Origin of the sequence: Pseudarthrobacter sp. NCCP-2145 (assembly GCF_023708005.1) — a bacterium.
GTDB lineage: Bacteria > Actinomycetota > Actinomycetes > Actinomycetales > Micrococcaceae > Arthrobacter > Arthrobacter oxydans.
In genome coordinates this window covers 225639-248136 of sequence record NZ_BRCG01000004.1, presented here as the reverse complement: position 1 = coordinate 248136, position 22498 = coordinate 225639, and the positions used below count along the sequence as shown (strand labels likewise).

Below are 22498 nucleotides of genomic sequence, written 5' to 3'. Positions count from 1 at the left end.
AGCCTATGGCTGCACTGCGGCATGTCCCTTCACCTCCAGCATCCCGCGGGGGCCAATGAGCCCGATGACCGGCATCGGCGCCCGCACCGTCACTTCCAGGCTGCGGAGGCCTTGGACAGTCACCTCGCTGGTACTCACCTGTTCGGCAAATCCGGCAGTCAAGGCCGAGCCGATCAGGCTGCGGGTCCGCTCCTCAGCATCGGCCGCTCCCCGGTCCGCGAGGGTGCCGTACCTGGCCCCTGATGCCGCGGCATCGATCAACGTGTTGCGGACGTGCAGGATCAACGTCAGCTGGATGATGGCCAGGAAGAACATTGTGAGGAGTCCTCCCACCAGGACAAAATCCACTACTGCTGAGCCCTGCTCCCGCGTCCCCGCCGGACGGCGGACTCCGCGGACCGGGCCTGGCGGGTGGGAGGACCTGGGCACCGGCTAGCTTCCGACCGTATCCATCGCCTGGTTGAACATTGACTCCAGTGCCGGTCCGGCAAGGGCCAGAAGCGCAGCCACCAGCACAGCCGACATCAGGGTGATCATGACCCAGCCCGGCACGTCTCCCCTTTCCTTGTGGTCGCAGCTTTCACTACGGACGCCGCCGCGACGGGCTGCCGGGCGAAGGGCCGCGCCCAGGGCGGTGTTCACAACAAAGAGCAGGGATGCCCAGCGAATTCCCATCATTTTCATTTCCCGTCCTATTCCTGGTTCGGTTCTTCGATTGTTCTGCATTGCGGCGCCGGCCATGGGTGTCTTCGTTCACAGGCCCAAGTTGATGGCCGCGAGGCCCGGGAAGACGGCGAACACGACCGTCAGCGGGAGCACGCCGAAAACGAGCGGCACCATCATGGCGATTTCTTTCTTGCCTGCGGCCTCCATCAGGTCGCGTTTTGCGGTATCCCGCACGTCCTGGGCCTGGGCACGCAGAACATCTGCCAGCGGCGTGCCTCTTTGGACAGCGACGATGATGCCGTCCACGAACCTCACCAGCGGCGCCAGGTCCGTACGTGCGGAAAATTCCTGCAGTGCCTGCACCAGAGGCTTGCCCGCCCGGGTCTCGGCAAGAATGTCCGCGAACTCCTTGGTGAGCTCTCCTTTGGCACTGCGGCAAACCCTGTCCAGGGCTCCGGTGGCACTCTCCCCTGCGCTGACCGCGAGTGCCATCAGTTCAGCGAGGCTCGGGAATTCCGCCATCATCCTCGATTCACGCCGTTTGACCTGCACACCGAGCCAGTAGTCCCGCAGCATGAAGCCGCCCACGGCACTGCCCAGGATGGCGACAACGGCGAGCAGTGGATTGAACCTGCCGGCGGCGGCTCCCGTCGCGGTAATGCCAAGGGCAGCCACAAAGCCGGCAGCCGCCCACAAAAGCTGCTCCGCCCGGAAGTCTAGGGAAGTCTTGTTGATCCCCGCCTGCGCCAGTCGTCGCGTCGTGGCCCCCGGCGACGGGTTCAGCCTTCCCAATGCCGCCATGCCGTCCCGGAACACCGGACGCAGTATCCGTCCGAGCGGGCCGAAAGGCGTCGGGTTGGCTTCCGCCGGGACCAAGAGCCGTGATTCCAGGTTCTGGGACTTCAACTGCGGCTCGATGCGTTCCGTCAGGGTGGTCGCACGCATAGGCGGTGACCTGAAGATGACGAGCCACAGACCCGTCCCCAGGACAAGCCCGCAGACGACGGCGGCAGGAGCTGTATCGATCATCTGAGCACCCGCTCATCCCGGGGCAGTGCCCCGATCCTCAGCATGATCGAGTAGCAGAGCAGCGAAATTGCCAGGCCACCGAGCAGGACTGCAGCGCCCACGGCGGTGTTGTATGCCTGCACGGCCTCCGGCCTTGTTGCCATCAGGATCAGGACGATCCATGGTGCTGCCACCGCAAGGCGTGCCGCGTTGACGGTCCAGGACTGCCTGGCCTCGAGCTCGCTGCGGGTGCGGGCGCTCTCGCGGAGGAACTCAGCCAACGTTCCTAGCAACTTCCCGAGGTCTGAACCGCCAACTTCGCGGGTCAGGCGGAGGGCTTCGACAATACGGTCGGCAACCGGGTCCGCGAGCCGGTGTTTGAGCTTGTTGAGGGAGGCATCGAACTGCCCTCCGGCGCGGTAGTCCCCACCGAACTCCCGGAACATGTGCCGGAGCTCTTCAGGTCCCTTCTCCCCCAGCTGTATGAGGGCTTCCGGCAGCGGCAGGCCGGCACGGATCGCCGAGCGGAGGTGGTCTACGACGTCCGGCCACAGTTGGCGCAGCAATGCGCTTCGCTTTCTTGCCCTCCAGCGCAGGATGCTGATGGGGAGCCACGCTGCAAACAGCGCGAAGCAGCCGGCAATAGGCCAGGATCGGCTGCCCGCGTAAAACACCAATGCCACAAGTAAACCGAGCCCCGCGCACGTGCCGACGAGGCTGCCCGGGGATACCTTGTCGACGCCGGCGGAGGCGAGAAGGTCACCCAGGCGGCTGACCTTCCGCTCCTTGGGCCCCTGGAGCGGTGTCTCCCAGAAGGACCACCAGATGAGGAAGAGGCCCGTCCCCGTGGTGATCCCCAGCAAAGCCGCCGTCATCGCGGATCCAGCAGCGCCGCGACGTCGTACCCTGCACGGCTGAATTTTTCAGCGGCCGGCATCGAGTTGGCCCGGGGCTGCAGTGCACCGTCCACCATCGCAAAGACCGGAGACGACTCGATGATGCCGTTCTCCACGCGTCGGCCCAGCGAGAGAATTTCGGTTACTTCCCTGCGGCCGTTGGCCTGCCGGCTGCAATGGACCACGAGATCGATGCAGGAAGCGACGGTGGGGACGACAAAGGCTGAAGAGATGTTCTCACCCGCGAGCAGGGGCAGGGTGCAGATCTTGGTGACTGCGTCATGTGCTGAATTCGCGTGGACGGTGCACATGCCTGGCAATGCCGGTCTATCCCAAATCACAACTCATTTAGTAGGGTCACCCTCCAGTTCGGAACTCGTAACGACTTCTGGCAGCCCGGGGCTACCTCCAAAAGCACGGGGTTGGGGACTGCTTTTGTGGATGTACGCCATCTATCATGTCGACATGAGCGAAGCCGCTGTGCGCATAAAGGTACTCGAACATGGAGGTAACGACTTTCACCTCAACTCCGCTGAGACTGCTGCCATATCCAGTGGCCTGCCAGCAACAGTGGAACTCACTACTGGGCCAATTTTTCAAGAGGACCAACTAATTGCGGCGGCGGGCGAAATGGTTGAGATCTCGATTTGGCTTCGAGACTTATGGCCGCTTGTTATGGCAGGGGCGGCCGGGGCCGCTGGAAAGTCGGCTTGGGAGGCTGCTAAGAGCGCCGTAACCAGACTCCTGGCCCGCCGGAAGGCGAAGGTCGGGGATAACTCGATTGATATTAGGTGGTCAATGGACATCGCAAGATGCCCAGTCGAATTGAAATTGAGCATGGGCCGCGAGTTCCGGGAACAGCTAGCCGCTGATTACTTCAGTCAAGCACTGGACAGGTTCGAACTGGCCCTTCCGGAAATCATGGAAATGGTGCCGGACATCGATCCGGAACATCACCGGCTGGAGATCGCCATCAAAAAAGACCATGTGACTGCCCGATTGCTAAAAAATGACCTCTATGTGGCGAGGAAAACTGTGCCTCCACGCTCCACGCGGAGGCGGCGATGGCTTTAGGCCTCCGCCTATCAATGCTCTGCGCCCCCGGCGCGACAGAAGGCCTTTGGTCCTGGGCGAGGACTCAGGCTCTTGATCACCTCAATAATTGGCTTGCCATCCTCCTTGGCGGGGTACGTTCTCAGCCGTTCCAAGGATTTCGAATCTCGATCGGGTTTGTTGATGCGCCCAGCTCCCGGGTCGTCAATGTCGGAGTCGTCGCTCTGCTCCCACGTTCTGCACTGCTGCCGAGATAGCCGTCTGCAGGGCTGAGTGCAGCACATTGTCGTATTGGTTCCACTTCTGGCAGACCTGCACTATCGTAAAACACAGCCCGCTTCACCATAGGCCCCGTGGTAATCCATAAGCCCTGCTTGCCTCGCCATTAGTCACACATAGTGCCTTCGTTCCTCGCCCGGGTGGTTCTCAGCATCCCCTTCATATCATTCATTCTGGGTTAGCATGAGTCGAGTTTGTAAGAAGTGTTCCCCCGCAGGGAGGCAGGACATTGCAGGTATTCATCAGTTGGTCCGGTCAGCAATCGCAACACGTCGCTGCTGCTTTAAGGACTTGGCTACCCAAGGTTCTTGACAACAGAATCAAGCCGTTTATTTCCTCCAAGGACATTGACAAGGGCGATCGGGGGCTCAACAAGATCGCAGCAGAGCTCGAAGGTTCCAGCTACGGGATCGTTGTCGTAACCCGCGCTAACCAAGATTCTCCTTGGATCAACTTCGAGGCTGGAGCCTTGGGCAAGTCGGTCAGCGATTCCAGGGTTGCGCCTCTTCTTGTGGGGCTTTCCGATACGGATGTAAAGGGCCCGTTGAAGCAGTTTCAGAATTCGGCGGCCTCGGATAAGACTGCGGTCTTGAGCCTTGTCCGTTCTCTGAACAAGGCACTTGCCGACCCGTTGAGTGAGGGGACATTGGAGGTGTTGTTTGCGGCCCATTGGGCCGAAATGGAGGGGGCCATCACCAACGCGCCGATCGACGACGAACTACCACCTAAGAAACCTCGCGAGGAATCGGACCTTCTGGACGAAGTACTAACGACAGTTCGATCCCTTCAGCGGGACATGGCTAGATTGCAGAACATGCTTAAGGCATCAGTCCGCTCAGAAGAGATAAGCGTCGGTCACCGTGCCGCGGAAGTAATTCGAACCCGACTCAGGGTCAGCAACATCAAGTGGACAGAAACGGACAACGAGGTCACGGTCCACCTGCCGGATGGCGCGCCAAAGGTAGGTGGCGGATTGCTTCACACACTTCGAGATTTCGCTGTGGATTACGGGGTTGGGGTGACATTGGTGAGGCCAAACGGGTCCTCGGTGTCATATTCGGCGAGCGGCCAGGAGAACCGGAAGGCCGCCCTAGGCGGCTTAGACGAAGAGGACGCGGACGAGGAGTAAGTAGGCGCACGTTTGTTCGCTCTGGAGATCTCAGCAAACAGGGCGGACCATTATACGGCCCCACACTTCGCGGTGCCGGAAGGACGCACATCTTCCTACACAGCGCGCACTTGCCTCCGGGCGAAGGCAGTCACGTGATGAGTCTATGAACATCGGCGGACCGACTATCCTCAAACGCAAACACTATGGAGTGCGTTCCCCGGTGCGGGGAAGTAGTGAGTCTGTGATGTCCGGCAGGCCGGATTCCGTTGAGACACAATGCAAACCACGGCATGTCGGAAGTTCGCGTCACAGTCTGGTCAAGAGAGCATCGGAGGCTACTCTCATATCTGAATCAGTTCGAGGGGGAGGCACCGTTGCCATATTTAATTGCTGCCGGAATCGTAGTTTTCGTGCTATCGCTCATTTTTACGTATTGGTATTACGCCCTGCCACTTGCGTTGATTGCGCTGGCGTGCGTGATCTTGCCCGGAGTGATTCGGAATATACGTAAGAACCGGTACTTTGCGAGCGATGATTTTCTTGCTCGGAAAGCTGCCATCGCTTCGGTCGTCCATGAGCACAATGAAATTGCTGCGTACACCTCTGAGATTCGCAACCGAGGAACGTTTCAGCTTGGCATGGCAACCACCGGCGCTCAAGCACACCTGGCGTTGTTCGAGAATACGAGCAATCACAGCTACCGCCGGGACCGTAACGTAGCTGACTACCAAGCACGGAATGTCCATAACTGTTCACTGCAAGTTGTCCGCAACGCTAGCTCCGATCCGATCAAGTATCTGATGAAGTACTTCAATATCAGGGCGGACGAGGCAAACCTCTCCGCCGTAGAACAACTTGGCGAGGAAATCGCCCGCCTCGAAGGTGCGGTCGATAATCTGCGCCAACGCGAAGCGAGCATCACCGGCTCTTTTAACCCGCCTGAGTTCATTTTGAAGCACTATGCGGACGAGTTCATGGCGCATGTCGGGGTCAACCTCTCGCCCATCAGCGTTCCATATCCCGTGTATGCCTTCGAATATGTAAGCGCTGGTGGGAACAGCTCGCAGAAAACTACCGTGACCTTGAATACGCCGACGATTGACGCACTCGCCGAGACCCTTTCGCAGAAGATCCAATTCAGCAAAAGCGTAGCTGGACAGCGAGCCCTCATGACTGCGAAGCTGCGCCAGTTCATCAAGACGAGAGACCGCCACACTTGCCGGTACTGCTCGGTGTCGGTCATTGCGGAGCCCCATCTTCTTCTTGAAGTCGACCATATCGTTCCAGTCTCGAAGGGTGGGCTGTCAACGCCCGAGAATCTTCAGGCTCTCTGCTGGCGATGCAATAGGAGCAAATCAAACAAGATTGCGTTCGCCTGAGGACATGGCTGAGTTCTACCCAGTTGTCAGCGGTTAGCTTTTGCTGACGTAGCAGGTGATGTTGTCACAAGAACGCCCGCCCAAAGCGCCGTCGTCACTGCACTTGCGCCCTTAGTCGCGAAAAAGGCCCCCGAGGATATTCGGGGGCCTTTAGCCTGCAAGGGATGTAGAGAGTCAGCTGGTCGTGAGGTAACTTCTCACGCTCGTCCGCAACGCGTCAGCGTGATCGTAAATCTCGTCAAGGCTGTTGATCGGAATCCTAGTCTCGCTCTTGTTCTCATCGAACACGCCAAGGTATTTTTGCCCTCGGTTGAAGTGCAACCTCGCAATCGGCTTACGGTTGTTGTCGTCAAGCAGTACGGCGAAGTAGGACTTAGCGTCCCGCTGAACTACTCGTCCCGGCTTCACGTCACCGCAAACAATAGCCCGAACGATGTGGTAGCCCTCAAGCTCTTCCAAAGTCGTTTCAATTCCAGTTTCCAGCAGGTCGTTCTCCACTGCTGACTCACTGGTAACCGCGCTAGCGATTTCCGGATCGCTAGCCATGGGATAGTTCGGTGCCCCCAGTGCAGTCTTGAGACGTTCGTTTACCTGGTCATTCAGAAACTGCTTGGTAGCCTTCGTAACCAACACAGTGAACTGCTCGCGAACCTTTTGCGTAAAAGGACCATCGTAAACCTTGGAAGTCAAGAACTTGATCCAGTCGTCCTCGGGCGTCTTGAATTCCGAGGCAATAACGCGCTTGATAGCGCCAATATATTTGAGTTCGCCTGCGGCACTGATTATGGAGTCCAGGTCAAAGACTTCCTTGGACAGCTTCATCAGCTCCGGGATCAGCGTCTCATCGACATCGTTGAGGTCTAGGACAAGGAACGGCTTTGCGTCCATGCGATTCGGCGCGTCAAGGTCTGTGAAGAACTGATACACCTCGCCGTTGGTAAGTATGGCAATGCGCGCATTTGTGACGGCGAAGTACCGGTATAACTGGGAGGCGTGCTCAATCTTGAGAGGTTCTTTCGACTTCTTGCACTCCACCAAAATCTGCACGGTTCCTCCGTGCATGATCGCGTAATCAATTTTCTCACCCTTCTTCACGCCGACATCAGCGGTGAATTCAGGGACAACCTCAAGCGGGTTGAATACGTCGTATCCCAGAATGGTAGAGATGAACGGCATAACGAAGGCGTTCTTCGTCGCCTCTTCTGTCTCAATCTGTGCGCGTTGCTGGCGCACCTTCGCAGCTAGCGCTGTGAGTCGTTCTGCAAACTCCATGATTCCCCCTAAATAAGACCCTAGAGGCCCATGTTAGCGGCCGGAACGTCACCGTATCCGATTAGGACACGAGTCCCGATTTACGTCTATGCGAGACTGTAAGCAGTGACCCGCCTTTTCAGCGCCTTTCTTAACTCTGCAGGAGCTGGTAGGTCGAGCCACAACCGCGATCCGTCGACACGGCAGGAGACCTGCAAGGACTCTAGCCCGTCCAAGATGGGCGCAAGCGTTCGGGCCTGCGCTTCCGATAGGTATCCGACTTTCCGAAAGTCTTCACGTACTACGGCAACCGCATTGGGGTCGGCGGTGTTGCGCCTATCCCTAACCAAGAACGCGAGGTTCATATCGAGCGCCTGCCGTTCCCGCTCACTCAGGTAGTAGCCTGGCCCCACGCAACGGCGAGGAGTTGTGCTTAGCTCCGGGAAATATGCGGGCTTCCCATAATTCACCTTGTGTCGCTTGATTGCCTCCATGGCTACAGGCCCGGCTTTCGTCGGAGCATTCCCTTAGCGAGCCAACCAACAATCGTGCTGGCAAGAAGCACGGCAGCCTGCGCCTCCTCGGTCGTCACATCGGCATAGTCGTAGCTGCCGTGGCGGTCGTTCTGTCCCTTCCAGAGAAGCTGCAGTATCCCCACAACCTCAGTGGACGTGTCTGCCCCGTCCCCGTGCTTCATGGCAAAGGACCATGAACCACCCTGATTCCGTAGGTCACGTATGACGGTTCCGAGAGTAGCCCGGTCGTTATTGGGCGACACCAGCGGACAGATCAGAATCTCAACTGCCCTAACAGCAGCAACATATGCGTCGGTTGGCTGCGCGTCAGGCCCATAAGCCTTATCCCACGCTTGGGAAAGCTTCGCCCCTGCCCTGTCACTGGTGCTCGTCACGGTGGCGACAACATCAACAACCGATGCAGGCATTCGGGCGACGAGGCCCTTCCGACCTCCGCGCATACCTACAGCCCACGAGGAGCCGCCTGTGGCGAGCACCTCCTCCAGCTGTCTGGCGTATTCATCCTCGTAGTAGCCGGACAAAGTTCCCAGCATGAAGTCCAGCAGGTTGGCCATCGTGTGAGGGTTCAGCTTCCTCAGGTAGTCGGCGAGACGGTCAAACTGGGTATACGTGTCCGTGGGAACGCCCATGGACATCCTGGCTGCTGCTTGAAACTCAACCAGAAATTCCCACTGTACCCAGCCAGCATCGCGAACTTTGCGGGCTCGAATCCAACTGATTACGGACTCGTACAGGTAGGGCGGCAACCCTTCCCGCAGGGCAAGGAACTCTTCGACCTCTTCCTCGGACGCTCCCAGCGGCGTCCAAGGTGCAATGCTTCCGGACAAATGACCCCCCATAGTTCTGCGTGGCGGCAGGGAGCCGCCACGCTTGTTGTAATCACCCCGATTGAGGTCCACTGGTAGAAGCCTACTAACCAGGGCTGACGCCCTGTCCTACCGCTGCCCCTGTCACCACTCCGCTAGGGCGTCGTGGCCCCACCCGGTACCACGACAACGAACCCCCGTATTGCCCTAACTCTTGTCCTGCCCAAATCAGGCTTTCGCTTCCGCATTCCCTTATTTCTCCACGGTGACAGCGGGACGGTAAGATCGCTGGTCGGAGTTACATAGGACAGACTGAGAGCCCCCATTATGGCAAGACCCAAAGCAAAATACCCGCGCATCTGCACTGTCTGTTGGAGCACACTTCCCCGACACGAGAAGCCGCGACCCCACTACGCTGATGGGCTTTGCGAGATGCACTATAAACGGGCGCAGCGAAAGAAACCGAGGTGCGCGGCCACCGACTGTGGCGCACGCCTGGAGCCAGCCCACTCCCGGCAGGGGTACTGCCGGCTGCATGAGCACCTCTTGCTGCGGGAACCGATACGCAAACCTGAAGCTATCGCACGGACGCTGGAGAAGTTCCTGTCAGGAATTACTCCAAGCCGTACCGGGCTTGATGGCTTGTTTGGTTGCTGGCCGTGGACGGGGCGACGGAACAAGGTGGCTTCCAGCCGGACAGGCGAACCCGGCCCCGGTTACGGTCTGATCAGCATTGGCAACCACGACTGGCTTGCCCACCGTTTCTCTTATGGCTACTTCGTTGGAGGCCACCGCACGCGCCTGACTTTGGACCATGTATGTAGGAACTCACTGTGCGTGCGCCCCGACCATCTCATGCCGATGACCCAACGCCGCAATAGCGAGTTGGAACACCGGCGCGCGCTGGAAGATCCCGAATCGGTCCTGCGGGACCTCGAAAAGATCCCCCACATGGAACCCAAAGTAATGTTGTGGGCCATGATGAAGGGCCTGCCCGTTGGCAGGGGTGAACCCGGCGGGGAACCGTTTGCCTATGGGCTTGATGGCCAGCCGTTCGAGCATGAGCTCGGCCCAGCAGCTTACCCCGCTGTTACCGAACTTCTCAGGAATAAGCCGAAGCCGGGCGCTTCTTCCCCCCTCGGGCGTATGAACTCCAAAAAACCTACAACCCGTACCCGATCAAGGGCGCTATGACTACCGGTCCCGGGCTGTGATGGAGGAGGGGGTATCCCCCCACAGTTGTCATTGAAGGACACGCTGTTGTTATCACTCTCATCTGAAAGCTTCTCAACCCGTTCGCGACCGGAGGCGCTATGACAGCCGGGGGAGGACTCCATCGGGACGGGGGTCACCCCCCACCCCCTTGCAATTCAGTCGCCTGTGGGAAGAAACAGCGAGAGCACGTTTGCTGCTGTACTAACCGCCAACCCCAACCCAACAAGCCACACCTGCAAGGCAAGTCCGTTGAGGGCATGGCTGTAGATCAAGTGCTTTACCAACTCTGGCATGTTGGCTAAGTCGCCATAGGTAAACATAGTCTTCCCTGCGGCGAGCTGCTGCTCGCGCTTCTCCTGCCGACGGTCTCCCCCACCGAAAGGCTCCGCAGGTTCGTTTGCATACTCCCGCTCGATTTCCTTGAGACGATCCAGCAATGCCGCGTTATCCCGCATGTCCTTACGGACTTTCATCCAGGCCCAAAGGATCGCACCAAACGAGACGATGAAAGCCACTACGTTCATCAAGATCAGCAATGTCTTCATAAGCACGAGTATTGCAGTACGGCAAACGTCGCCCCGCAAGCCATGGCGGCTTACAGCGGGCCTGGGCGGTCGCCGCCCACCGTCCACACGACAATGACTACGCCCACGACAACAACCAATAGCAGAATGGCGGTGAGGATTGCGCGGGGCTTCATGGCCCCGAGTGTAATCCTGGCCAGTTGGAGGGACCATGCCTACCGAGGCCAACCGCCGGAGCTCTGAGGGCATGCCGTCCGATGCAGTTCGGAAAGTGTCTCACGAGGCATGGGAATTAAGACACTTCGGTTGTAAGACACATTCCGCCCCCGCAGCACGCACGAATGTGTCTCGTTTGCATGTCTCGCAAGTGGCTGTTAATTTGTATGTAGCGAAACACCGTTGTGAGACACATTGAGGGAGAGCAAAGCATGGGAAAGCTAATTGGATACGCCCGAGTTTCCACCAAGGCGCAAGACAGTGACAGGCAGCAGGTTGACCTGCTCGCCGCTGGTGTGCGGCGAGATGACATGTACGTGGACCACGGCGTGAGCGGAGCCAAGGCGTACCGGGCGGAACTGGACAAGGCCTTGGCGGCACTGCACAAAGGGGACACCCTCGTTGTCACAACGCTGGACCGCTTGGGGCGCTCCACCGTGAACATGCTAAAGCTCGCAGACGAGATCAAAGGCAAGGGGGCAGGGTTGCGAGTGCTCAACCTGGGTGGAGGCGACGTGGACACGAGCACCGCCATGGGGGCCATGGTTTTCACAGTGATGGCTGCGCTCGGGCAGATGGAGCTTGAGATCAAACGCGAGCGCATCACTGACAGTGTGAGCAAGCGGCGGGCCGCTGGCAAGGACTTGGGCGGGCGTAAAGCTCAGTTCACAGACAGCCAAATTAAGAATGCAGCCCGCCTGATTCAGTCAGGTGAGCCAGCGGCGCAGGTAGCACGTGATCTCGGCATGTCCAGGGCAACGCTCTACCGCCGCATGGAAGCGCTGTCCCGGCCAGTGAAGTCGATCAAACAACAACAACACCGATGATCCGCCCGGTCTTTGCGGGGGAGTCGTCGTTCCCACCTGCAGCCCATAGCAGCGTCCCCCTGGGGGCCTATTAGGGCCCAACAGAGGATCGGTGAGGTTTGAGTACCTTGGACCTATTTGAAGCCCGCAAATGCCGCACGGGACAGTAGATCGCCCACTGGCTCAACCATGAATTGGAAGGCACTCCTAGGAGCACCCACAGCTTGCTCCTGTCGCCACTGTTCGATCGATGCAATGGGAACCGGGGCGTCCAGCGATGTCCTGACTATGATCTGCACCGTGCCGGGATCGAAAATTCGTGCGCTCCCCCGCCCGTGGCGGTGGAGAACAATCACAAAGCGGCTACGAATCCACGCCCGCTTACGCTCAACGTGTAGGTCTTGCCACTCCCGCTCCGACGCCCCCAGGTCGGTCCAGTCGATGTCAGCAGACATCTCCACCTGATCGCGTATGGCGTTGGCCTCGTCAAGCTGTGCGAGCCGTCCCTGAATATCCGACAGTTGGGCTTTGATCCCTTTGGACATCTCTGTCAGTTGCTCCCCGTCGATGGCACCGCTGGCAAACAAGCGAGCGGCCTCGTTGAGCCGCTCACGGTGGGCAGATTCGTCCAGCCTCAAGCGTTCCAGGGTGGCGGGATCGCCTGGGGCGGAGGCTTCCGTTCGCGCGGCGTATGCAAGGAAGAAAAGGATATGGCGCTCCACATGTTCATCGACGTAGGACATGCGCTTGTTGACGTGGCCGGGGCCACCTGTGGTGCACCTATAGATATTGTGCTTCACGCCCTTACGATCCGTGATCTGCGCGGACTTCATTGGGCTTAGACATTCGGCGCATTGGGCGATACCCGCCAGCAAGTGCTTCGCCTTGTTCGTTCGCGAGCGCCGCCGTGCCGGGTCTTTCAGTATCGAGCATGTGGCTTCCCAAACGTGGCGGTCCACTATGGCCGGAAACTCAGACGGCCCGACAACTTCCCCCTCCCACGCCGTAAGTCCCGCGTTGCGTGGCCGCAGGAGCATCTGGCGTAGCGTGGCATACGACCACGAACCGCCACGGGCGGTCGTAATCCCGCGCTCCGCCAAGCTTTGGATGAATGAACCCAGAGAGAACCCGGCGAGCACATGGGCGTGCGCCTCCCTGACTACAGCCGCTTCGGCCTCTTCAAGGGTTGGCACACCATCCACAAACTGCCAGCCGAAGGGCCGCAGCCCTCCCGTCCACTTACCGGACATGGAAAGCTCCTGTGCCGCTCGCTTGATGCGTTCGGCCTTGTGCTCTGACTCTTGGCGTGCAACGGCTCCTAGTATGCGGGCTGTCATACGGCCTGCCGAGGTCGACAGGTCAAGTTCGCCGGACTGAACACAGATCGTTGCTACGTCTGCGTCTTCCGAGATCTTGATGTATTCCTCGAGCTCCGTCAGGCTGCGGTGCAGCCGGTCATTGTGCCACGCAAGGACAACGTTGATATGTCCCGCTGCAATGTCGGCGAGCAGCTTGTGATAGCCGGGGCGCTTCTTGCCTGAGTAGGCGCTGCTGTCGTTGTCCGTGTAGACGGAGTGCACAGCGAAGCCCCGGGCCTCCGCAAGCGCCCGGCAGTCCGCCTCCTGGCGCGCAACGCCGAGGCCTGCGCCTGTCCGGTCGTCGGAGATGCGTGAGTAAATTGCGGCTTTGAGGGACGACATGCTGACAGCCTAATGTGTATTGCGTTTCGACGCATACCGGCAAAGCCGCTGTTCAAAGCGATGAGCATATCCAGGCTCTCCGCTTCACGGACCTCCCCCACGACCAGGCGGTCCGGACGCATGCGGAGCGCTTCCTTGACGAGGCGGCGCAACGGTATTTCGCCTTCGCCCTCAAGGTTTGGCTGGCGGCACTGCAGGCCGACGACGTCGCGCAGGGGAAACTGAAGCTCAAAAATCTCCTCCACGGTGATAACACGCTCCCGGCTTCCAATGCTGGCCGCCAGGCAGTTGAGCATGGTGGTCTTGCCTGCCTGGGTGGCGCCCGAGACCAGGATGTTGAGTCCGCTGGAGACGGCTGCGCCAAGGAATCGGGCTGACTGGGGCGTCAGCGTGCCCAGGTCGACGAGATGCTCCAGGCGGCTGGCCTTGACCACGAATTTCCTGATATTGACTGCCCAGTGCTTGCGCGTCACATCCGGGATAACCACGTGGAGCCTTGACCCGTCGGGTAAGGCAGCGTCCACGAACGGAGAGGACATGTCCAGCCGGCGGCCGGAGCTTTTCAGCATCCGCTCCACCAGATCGCGGACCTGCTGCTCACTGAGGCTCAGCGATGTCAGCTCGGATTCGCCGTTGCGCGCCACAAAGATCTCATGTGGAGCGTTCAGCCAAATCTCTTCGATGGCTGGATCGTCCAGGAGGGGCTGGAGAACGCCGAACCCGGCGACGGCGTCGAAGAGGAATTTGCGGGCCGCATCCAAGGGCCCAAGAGGAGGAAGCGGACCCATCAGAGCCCGCTCGTCATAATCCGTTACTGCTGCCTCCACCAGGCGGCGGACCTCACCGGCCTGATGGAGGGGATCAAGCCCTCGGCGACGGATGAGCTCGCGGACTTCATCCTCGACTATTCCCAGCGCGTCCATAAGTTCCCCAATACAACTGCCGCCCCCGGCGGAGGCAGTGCAACTGGGATAAAGCCTAAAGATGGTCAAGCACGGCAACAAGTCATATTGGCCAAGCTGTGGACAACCATCGATGCGGCCGCCCGGCATGGGCCTATGAACGGCCGCCACGCACGGGCTCAACGTCGGATCTGGCGAGTTCGCTGGGTGAAGCTGATCCCGGCTGTTACCGGGCCGGCGCTCGCCCTCGGGTGGGTATTGGCACATAAACCCTGCGGGCATCCACATACTTCCACCGTTTTGTCTTTATCGGCGAGCTCCTCTCCATAGGATTCCTCCATGTGGACCAAACAGAGCCAAAGCTTCTGCCCCGCATGCGGCAGGACCACCCACCACGTGACTCACTTTCACAAGGACGACGCCGGCGCGCTTGTTGCCAGCGCACGTTGTGCCGAGTGCCCGCAGCCGGGCGTGCCCGCCGAAAACCACATGCCCGCCCCGCTATGGAAATCCCACGGCGTTCCGGCGCTCTGACATGAGTACCGGAATCACGATCTCAGTGCCCTACCCGGCAAATGCGAGTAAGGGGTACTCGGGCGGCGTGTGTTGCACAGGAGGTAAATGAATCATCGGGGGCACCAGCTTCCTCAGGGACCTGGACGCGACAGCGTTGGGGCGGAACGTTTAAGGAGTACCGTGAAGAAATCGATCAAACGAGCCCTGAGTCAGGGGCTGGCAACAGCCCTTGTCCTCGCCGGGCTTGGAGCAGCCATGGGGGGACCTGCGAGCGCCACGGTGCCGCCACCTCCTCCGCCGCCGCCGGCGCCGATTTATGGCACCGCCGGCTTCAATTACACAGGCGTTGGAAATCCCCCCACGGCTGATAAGCCGCAGAGCAAGTTGTGGTGGAACGATGGCTCCTGGTGGGCGGATATGTGGACCGCAGGAGGCTGGAAGATCCACAAGCTGAACCGGGCCGCCAAGCAGTGGGTAGACACCGGGGTGGTAGTGGACAGCCGTGCCAACACATCGGCAGACACCCTCTGGGATGGCACGCACCTCTACATTGCCCACCATGTGGTCACCATCTCCACTGAAGACGGGCCCAAAGCGTCCCGCCCGGACTCCCCCGCAAGGCTGTACCGGTACACGTATGCCGACGGAAAGTACACGCGCAGCAGTGGATTTCCTACCACTATCACCACGAACAGCAGCGAGTCGATGACTATCGACAAGGACAGCACGGGAGCAGTCTGGGCCACCTGGACCCAGGTGTCCGGTGTCCCGACCGGAGGCTATACAAGCGCCGTTATGGTGAACAACTCTGCTGCGGGTGGCACTTCCTGGGGCACGCCGCAATCCCTTTCAGGCGAGAGCGCCGCGGCCGCACCCGATGACATCTCGTCGATCGTGGCCTTCGGCAAGAATAAGATCGGGGTTATGTGGTCCGACCATACGACAGGCTCGGTCTGGTGGGCAACGCGCACTGACGGTCAGGCCGCCACGTCATGGAAGGTACAGTCTGCCGTCCGCGGACCCAACCAGGCTGACGACCACCTCAACATCAAGTCACTGCAGGCAGACGACAGCGGACGCGTGTTCGCAGCGGTCAAGACGAGCTTCGATATGAACTCCACGGCGAAAAACTCTGATCCCCAGCTACAGCTGCTAGTCTTCAAGCCAGCCACGGCAGCATTCGAAAAGTACACGATCTCGACGATCAAAGATTGCCACACCCGTCCGCAAATTGTGCTTGATCCCGAAAACAACAAGATCCATGCCTTCCAGTCCGGTCCGGCAACAACCGTGACGGGCTGCCCGTACAGCGGAGTGTCCGGCGCTATCTATCAAAAGACAGCTTCGCTGGATAACCCGGTCTTCCCCGCCGGCCGCGGCACCCCGGTCATCCAGGACGCATCACCCAGCGTCAACAACGTGACCACCACCAAGCAGGCCGTCACGCGTGCGAGCGGCGTCGTGGTCTTGGCCAGCGACAACGACGAAGGGCGCTACTGGTTTGCTGACTTCGGCGGCACCACCGAGGAGGAGACCTACACGGTCCAGGGTCCTATTGGCGAAAAGTACGCCACGGTGTCCGACCTCGTCGGGCCCCCTATCGCCAATGAGGTTAAGGACCAGCGCTTCGGCGGCTCGTATCAGAAGTTCGAACGCGGAACTATCGCCTATCTGCCTGATTCGGGTGCTTTTGCGGTCGCCAACGGTATCAGCACGGTGTGGAACAGCATCGGGGCCCATAATGGCGACCTCGGATACCCCACGTCGGACGAATACTCGCCGATGGCCGGCGGCGTAATGCAGGACTTCCAGTTCGGGAAGATCTCGTGGAACGCGGCCACCGGATCCCGTATAACAAAGGGCGGCATTGGAGCCACGTGGGACAACGCAGGCGGCCCTCTTAGCGGACTCGGTTACCCCACCACCGATGAATACGCCCCCATGGCCGGTGGAGTCATGCAGGGATTCCAGTACGGCAAAATCTCGTGGACGGCAGCCACAGGCTCGCGCATTACCAAAGGTGGCATCGGCGCGACGTGGGACAAGGTCGGCGGCCCGCTCAGCGGACTTGGCTACCCCACCACCGATGAATACGCAACGGCCAACGGCGGAGTCACCCAGGCTTTCCAGTACGGCCAGATTGTATGGTCACCTTCCACCGGTGCCCGGTTCATCAAGGGCGGCATTGGCCAGGTCTGGATCAACGCTGGCGGGCCTAACAGCGGCCTCGGCTACCCGACGTCGGATGAGATCAGTGGGCTCGTTCGCGGCGGTGCGAAGCAGTACTTCCAGGGCGGAGAGATAGTTTGGTCGTCCGCTGCAGGCGCCCGCATAATAACAGGCGGCATACGGACCGCCTGGGTTGGCCAGGGCTCTGAAGGCGGCCGTCTGGGCTATCCGACAACCAATGAATACGCTGCCAGTGGCGGCGGCCGTGCACAGGACTACCAGGGCGGCAGGATCATCTGGCGTTCAGGAAGTGTCTCGATTGAGTATGCGGCGGCCGCCTAGCGACGGCACAAACGATCCCGGGGCAGATTGAGCTGACCCAACCGCGTCCCTGTTCGTAATGGGCCCACCGGCTCGGTCGGTGGGCCTGCTACAGAGTCCTTCCTGACAGCGAGACGGACGGTGTAGCCGGTACGTCGACGCAAAGATGCCCCGCCATCCATCAATGGAAGGCGGGGCATCCTTGTGGTCCGTCCCGCCTGCGTCTCCGGTCCCCGGCTGACGTGGCCTTAGAGATGACTGTGGCAGCAACGCCGAAGCCTACCCTCGACGCCGGACGGCTATGAGATTCAATCTTCAGAATTTGTCGCGAATAGCTGCTGTCCGGCTGAGAGGAGAGGCTGCCCAGGCCCTTGCCAGTGAGCAGCCGAGAGGGGCGCTAAATCACAACAGCAACAACAGAACCACTAGTTCCAGTGGTAACAGCAGTGCTATGGTGAGCGCGTTAACTGTTGAAATACCACCTGCCGCGTGCAATCCCTGGGGGGAAAACACCCGTGCAGCAAACCAAATGAGCGCTCGGCGGAGCGCCGCATTGTCTCCGGAGCAAAAATGAAGCGGAACCTGTCTCAGTCCCGTCGCCCCGCGTTTATGTCCTTGGGAATAGCGCTCCTGGCCGCAACTCTTGCGGCCGGCCCAGGTCTGGCGGGGGTTGCATCCGCCGTCGAGCCCGCTCCTACCCCAACGTCGCCGTCCCCGACAACTACATCGTCAGACGCTGCGCCAACTTTGCCGTCGCCGACAGCTGCTTCGTCAGATGCCGTTTCACCATCACCTGCGGTGCCGCCCCCGTCCCCTACGCCCACCGAGACGGCTTCAGTAGAAACGGTTTCCCCCCAGCCATCGCCCGGGACTGCGCAGTCGATGGCCGAGGCAGTCGGGGTGGGCGGCGCTGAGATGGGACAGCGGTCCGCTCGCGTCACTGCGGCTGCCTCCTCGGGGTCCGTAAAGAGGCTTAGTGCGGAGTCCTTGTCCAGCGAAGGCACCTGGATGCCGACGTTCGGTATCCAGGGCCTGGACGTGAGTGGGCATCAACCGAGTGTGGACTGGCAGCAGCAGTGGAACATGGGTGCGCGTTTCGCCTACGTAAAGGCCACCGAGGGCAACTACTACAAAAACCCTTCCTACAGCTCGCAGTACCAGGGCTCACGCAATGTGGGGATGATTCGGGGCGCGTATCACTTCGCGATTCCGAACTGGTCTTCAGGAGCCGACCAGGCACGGTACTTTGTGCAAAACGGTGGAGGCTGGTCTGCAGACGGATACACCATGCCGCCAGTGCTTGACTTCGAGTTCAATCCGTACGAGGGCCGCACCATCAACGGGTTCTACTTCGGCAACACCTGCTACAACATGTCGCCCTCGCAGCTTCAGTCCTGGGTGCGGGATTTCGGCAACACCATGCAGGCAATGACCGGCCGCCTGCCGGTCATTTACACCAACACAAGCTGGTGGAACCAGTGCCTCGCTAATCCTTCAGGCTTTGGGGACTACCCCCTCTGGATTGCCGCCTACCCCAGCTCGCCTACGAACAACGCCGGGCCGGTTCCTACTGCCAGCTGGAGCAGCTACAGCATGTGGCAATACAGCAGCACCGGGCCGTTTGCCGGTGACTCGAATGTGTGGAATGGCGACTACGCAAGTTTGCAGCGTTTTGCCCGTGCCGGGAATGGCATCGAGGATGCCTTCAATCGTGAGTACCAAGCGTCCAGTTCGTGGCTCGGAAACCCGTGGGGACCGATAGCCTGCGGGCTGGCCAACAACGGCTGCTACCAGATATTCCAAGGCGGGTCGATCCAGTGGTCCCCTGCTACGGGAGCACATTCAGTTCGCGACGGAGCAATACGCGGTACTTACCAGAGGTCGGGATCGGAAAATGGGCCCCTGGGATACCCCGTCCTGGGCCCGGAAATTTGCGGACTGAAAGGTGGCGGCTGCTACCAGATGTTCCAAGGTGGTGCCGTAATTTGGAACTCCATCACTGGTGCGCAAATTAGCCTTGCGGGTCCTGTCCGGGACCGTTACGCTTCCATGGGATTTGAGAACGGTCCCTTGGGATACCCGACTTCAAGCCAAGTGTGTGGCTTGGCTTCCGGCGGATGTTCCCAATCCTTCCAAGGAGGGGACATTCTGTGGTCATCAGGCTCTGGGGCCTTCGCGGTAACAGCGGGTGCCATTCGAGCCAATTACGGAAGTCTCGGCGCGCAGGGTGGCAAGCCCGGCTATCCCGTCAGCAACGAAGTATGTGGTCTTAAGAATGGCGGCTGTTACCAGTTCTTCCAGGGCGGCTCAATGATCTGGTCGTCGTCCTCAGGTGCGCATTTCAGCCCCTTTGGCTCCATCAGGGGAGTCTGGGCTTCACAGAACTTTGAAAATGGATGGCTCGGATATCCCTACACCGACGAGTATTGCTCCTCCTCGGGGGAATGCCGGCAGGATTTTCAGGGAGGGTCGCTCATATGGACTCCGAAAACCGGTGTAAGCGTCTACCGTCGCTAGCGGAATTAATGGCGTCGCCAGCAAGGGTGATGGCCCGAGTCAGGCTTTTACTCTGATCGGTCAAGAGAGTCATTGCCGCTGGGAGCGCTAGCAATACGCGGTATTTGAACTGCAAAGGGATCCTGACTCCAAGGCCGAGTCAGGATCCCTTTGCGGTGCCGGGCATCCCTGCAGTGGCATTGTCCCTAAGTCAAAGTCCTCGCACGTACTCTTCCAAAGCCTTTTTACAGTCCCTGGTTGTGTAACCTTCCGACGCGAGCTTGCTGAGATCAAGAGTGCTATTGAGGGGCCTGGGAGCAGCCGCTTTATCCCTGAAATACTCAGCTGTGCTGACACCGGTAACAGCTGACCTTGGTTTACCCAACAGCTCATAGACATCCCCGGCAATATCCGCCCAGGACTGCGGTTCGCCCTCGTTACTCAGGTTGTAGGTGCCGTATTCAGCGCCCGACTCCAACAGGTGCTGGATGCCGGCGGCGATATCTTGCGTGAAGCTGAGGCGGCCGATCTGGTCGTTGACCACTGAAGGCTCGATGCCGCGGCCGGCGAGGGATGCCATGGTCCGCACGAAGTTGTTGCCCTCACCGATTACCCAGCTGGTCCGCACGATGTAGTGGCGTGGAACCACGCTGACGACGGCGTCGCCGGCGGCTTTGGTCTGCCCGTACACACCCAGAGGGGTGAACGGTTCAGTTTCATCGTGGCTCTCGCGGACACCGTCAAAGACATAGTCGGAGGAAACGTGCACCAGGGTGAGGTCATGGTCGACGGCGGTACGCGCCAGCCGTGCGACGGCAGCAACGTTGACAGCCCAGGCGGCTGCCCGGCCTTCCGCGGTTTCCGCGGTATCGACCGCGGTGTACGCGGCGGCATTGATAATCGTCGAGTAGTTCTTCCAGTTCCGCTCCGTGAAGGATGCTTCGCTGCCCAAATCGAAGCCGGCGCGGCCGGCAAACTCAACGGTTGCGTCGCCGTCGTAAAGTTCCCGCAAGGCCTTGCCCAACTGGCCGTCGGCACCTACCACGAGGATCTTCTTGGCAGGCATCGGCACAACATCCGCGAGGCGGGGATGCGCCCTGTCCTTATCGGACAGTTCTGCTTCCTCCAGCGGCACCGGCCAAGTGATCGCCGCTGTCTCGTCCGCGAGGTTCAGGAAGGTGTATTGGCCCTGGGCGTCCGCTGACCAGTGATCGTTGACCAGGTAGGTGTAGGCCGTGTTGTCCTCCAGGGTCTGGAAGGCGTTGCCCACGCCGCGCGGAATGAAGATTGCCTGGCTGGGGTCCAGTTCAGCAGTGAAAACCGCACCGAACGACGGGCCTTCGCGCAGGTCCACCCAGGCGCCGAAGATGCGCCCCGTGGCCACCGAGATAAACTTGTCCCACGGCTCGGCGTGGATGCCGCGGGTGGTACCTGCCTTCTCGTTGAAGGAAATGTTGTTCTGCACGGGACGGAAGTCCGGCAGGCCAAGGGCCACCATCTTTTCCCGTTGCCAGTTTTCCTTGAACCAGCCACGGTTGTCACCGTGTACCGGCAGGTCATAAAGGACGACGCCGGGGATCGGCGTTTCGTGTGCGGTCAGTTTTTTCGAGAACTCGATCTGCATCGCCTACTGGCCCTGTTCCTTGTACTTGGCTTCGGTCTGGGCCTTCTGCGGGCGCCACCAGTCTTCGTTTTCGCGGTACCAGGCGATGGTGTCTTCGATACCTGCGTCGAAATTGGAGAACTGGGGTTCCCAGCCGAGTTCGTCGCGGAGCTTGGTGGAATCGATGGCGTAGCGCAGGTCGTGGCCCGGTCGGTCGACGACGTGATCGTACGCGTCCGGGGCCTGGCCCATGTGCTTCAGGATCAGCTCAACAACGTCCTTGTTGTTCTTCTCCCCGTCGGCTCCGATCAGGTAGGTCTCGCCGATTCTTCCTTTGGCGATGATGGCCAGCACGGCCGAGGAGTGGTCGTTGGCGTGGATCCAGTCGCGGACGTTCTCGCCCTTGCCGTAGAGCTTGGGCCGGATCCCGTCGATCACGTTGGTGATCTGGCGCGGGATGAACTTCTCCACATGCTGGTATGGGCCGTAGTTGTTTGAGCAGTTGCTGATGGTCGCCTGCAGCCCGAAGGAACGGACCCAGGCGCGCACCAGCAGGTCAGAGCCGGCCTTCGTGGAGGAATACGGGCTGGACGGGTTGTACGGGGTCTGCTCGGTGAACCGCTCCGGGTCATCGAGCTCAAGGTCGCCGTACACCTCGTCGGTTGAGATGTGGTGGAAACGCTTGTTGTGCTTCCGTGCAGCCTCGATCAGCGTGTACGTACCAATGATGTTCGTATCAAGGAACGGGCGGGGATCATGCAGCGAGTTGTCATTGTGTGACTCCGCCGCGTAATGGACCACAACGTCTGCCTTCGCAACCATTCCGTCCACCAACTGTGCATCAGCGATATCGCCGCGGACAAACTCAAAGCGCTCGTCCGGCAGGCCCCGGAGAGATTCCACGTTCCCTGCGTATGTCAGCTTGTCCAGCACGGTGACGTGGTCATCCGTATTTTCCAAAACGTAGTGGACGAAATTAGAGCCAATGAACCCGGCACCGCCGGTTACGAGGAGTCGCGACATATTCTTAGGTTACCGGCTGGCC

17 protein-coding genes and 2 pseudogenes are annotated in these 22498 nt (G+C 59.9%); 6 read left to right on the top strand and 13 right to left on the bottom strand.

Features of this window, described 5'->3' with window-relative positions:
* Positions 1-3 precede the first annotated feature (3 nt).
* The 5 genes and pseudogenes from NFU08_RS05360 to NFU08_RS05340 all read right to left on the bottom strand — a co-directional run.
* Positions 4-348: a TadE/TadG family type IV pilus assembly protein gene (locus NFU08_RS05360; RefSeq protein WP_377088061.1), complete on the bottom strand. Its 345-nt coding sequence runs from the start codon at positions 346-348 to the stop codon at positions 4-6.
* A gap of 84 nt (positions 349-432) precedes the next feature.
* Positions 433-684, bottom strand: coding sequence for a hypothetical protein (locus NFU08_RS05355; RefSeq protein ID WP_174181734.1), 252 nt, complete (start codon positions 682-684; stop codon positions 433-435).
* Positions 685-753: 69 nt separating this feature from the next.
* A complete protein-coding gene (locus tag NFU08_RS05350) occupies positions 754-1695 on the bottom strand; it encodes a type II secretion system F family protein (RefSeq protein ID WP_174181744.1) in 942 nt (313 codons plus the stop codon).
* Positions 1692-2549, bottom strand: coding sequence for a type II secretion system F family protein (locus tag NFU08_RS05345; protein WP_174181755.1), 858 nt, complete (start codon positions 2547-2549; stop codon positions 1692-1694). The genes NFU08_RS05350 and NFU08_RS05345 overlap by 4 nt, the downstream gene beginning before the upstream one ends.
* Positions 2546-2890: pseudogene (locus NFU08_RS05340) on the bottom strand (CpaF family protein); the annotation flags it as partial. The gene NFU08_RS05345 and the pseudogene NFU08_RS05340, both read right to left, overlap by 4 nt.
* 145 nt (positions 2891-3035) lie before the next feature.
* Between NFU08_RS05340 and NFU08_RS05335 the strand changes: the two are divergent.
* From NFU08_RS05335 to NFU08_RS05325, 3 genes are all read left to right on the top strand, one after another.
* Positions 3036-3644 (top strand): hypothetical protein, encoded by a 609-nt coding sequence (locus NFU08_RS05335; protein ID WP_251421195.1) that lies wholly within the window; start codon positions 3036-3038, stop codon positions 3642-3644.
* A gap of 487 nt (positions 3645-4131) precedes the next feature.
* Positions 4132-5031, top strand: coding sequence for a toll/interleukin-1 receptor domain-containing protein (locus tag NFU08_RS05330; RefSeq protein ID WP_251421193.1), 900 nt, complete (start codon positions 4132-4134; stop codon positions 5029-5031).
* A gap of 392 nt (positions 5032-5423) precedes the next feature.
* Positions 5424-6392 (top strand): HNH endonuclease, encoded by a 969-nt coding sequence (locus NFU08_RS05325; RefSeq protein WP_251421191.1) that lies wholly within the window; start codon positions 5424-5426, stop codon positions 6390-6392.
* Between the two features lie 174 nt (positions 6393-6566).
* Here NFU08_RS05325 and NFU08_RS05320 read toward each other — a convergent pair whose 3' ends face one another.
* From NFU08_RS05320 to NFU08_RS05310, 4 genes are all read right to left on the bottom strand, one after another.
* A complete protein-coding gene (locus NFU08_RS05320; protein WP_251421189.1) occupies positions 6567-7664 on the bottom strand; it encodes a type I restriction endonuclease in 1098 nt (365 codons plus the stop codon).
* Between the two features lie 86 nt (positions 7665-7750).
* Entirely contained in the window at positions 7751-8008 is a 258-nt protein-coding gene (locus NFU08_RS20965) for an HIRAN domain-containing protein (RefSeq protein WP_397425247.1), read from the bottom strand.
* A gap of 131 nt (positions 8009-8139) precedes the next feature.
* Positions 8140-9006: a hypothetical protein gene (locus tag NFU08_RS05315; RefSeq protein ID WP_251421187.1), complete on the bottom strand. Its 867-nt coding sequence runs from the start codon at positions 9004-9006 to the stop codon at positions 8140-8142.
* Between the two features lie 1349 nt (positions 9007-10355).
* On the bottom strand, positions 10356-10745 hold the full coding sequence (locus tag NFU08_RS05310; protein WP_251421185.1) for a hypothetical protein: 390 nt from the start codon (positions 10743-10745) through the stop codon (positions 10356-10358).
* Positions 10746-11152: 407 nt separating this feature from the next.
* Between NFU08_RS05310 and NFU08_RS05305 the strand changes: the two genes are divergently transcribed.
* Entirely contained in the window at positions 11153-11767 is a 615-nt protein-coding gene (locus NFU08_RS05305) for a recombinase family protein (RefSeq protein WP_251421183.1), read from the top strand.
* Positions 11768-11880: 113 nt separating this feature from the next.
* Here the strand turns inward: NFU08_RS05305 and NFU08_RS05300 are convergent, their stop codons facing one another.
* Together NFU08_RS05300 and NFU08_RS05295 are read right to left on the bottom strand one after the other, a co-directional pair.
* Positions 11881-13446 carry a recombinase family protein gene (locus NFU08_RS05300; RefSeq protein WP_251421181.1) on the bottom strand — a complete coding sequence of 522 codons (1566 nt, stop codon included), beginning with the start codon at positions 13444-13446 and terminating at the stop codon, positions 11881-11883.
* Positions 13447-13478: 32 nt separating this feature from the next.
* Positions 13479-14369, bottom strand: a pseudogene (locus NFU08_RS05295) (CpaF family protein); the annotation flags it as partial.
* Positions 14370-15281: 912 nt separating this feature from the next.
* Here NFU08_RS05295 and NFU08_RS05290 point away from each other — a divergent pair.
* Positions 15282-17375: a hypothetical protein gene (locus tag NFU08_RS05290; protein WP_251421179.1), complete on the top strand. Its 2094-nt coding sequence runs from the start codon at positions 15282-15284 to the stop codon at positions 17373-17375.
* Between the two features lie 987 nt (positions 17376-18362).
* The gene (locus NFU08_RS05285) at positions 18363-19871 is read left to right on the top strand and encodes a GH25 family lysozyme (protein ID WP_309296828.1); all 1509 of its coding nucleotides are present in this window, start codon (positions 18363-18365) and stop codon (positions 19869-19871) included.
* A gap of 190 nt (positions 19872-20061) precedes the next feature.
* On the opposite strand, the gene NFU08_RS05280 is transcribed toward NFU08_RS05285, so the two are convergent.
* A complete protein-coding gene (locus NFU08_RS05280) occupies positions 20062-21474 on the bottom strand; it encodes a bifunctional dTDP-4-dehydrorhamnose 3,5-epimerase family protein/NAD(P)-dependent oxidoreductase (protein WP_251421177.1) in 1413 nt (470 codons plus the stop codon).
* Between the two features lie 3 nt (positions 21475-21477).
* On the bottom strand, positions 21478-22476 hold the full coding sequence (rfbB, locus tag NFU08_RS05275; protein ID WP_251421175.1) for a dTDP-glucose 4,6-dehydratase: 999 nt from the start codon (positions 22474-22476) through the stop codon (positions 21478-21480).
* Positions 22477-22498 lie beyond the last annotated feature (22 nt).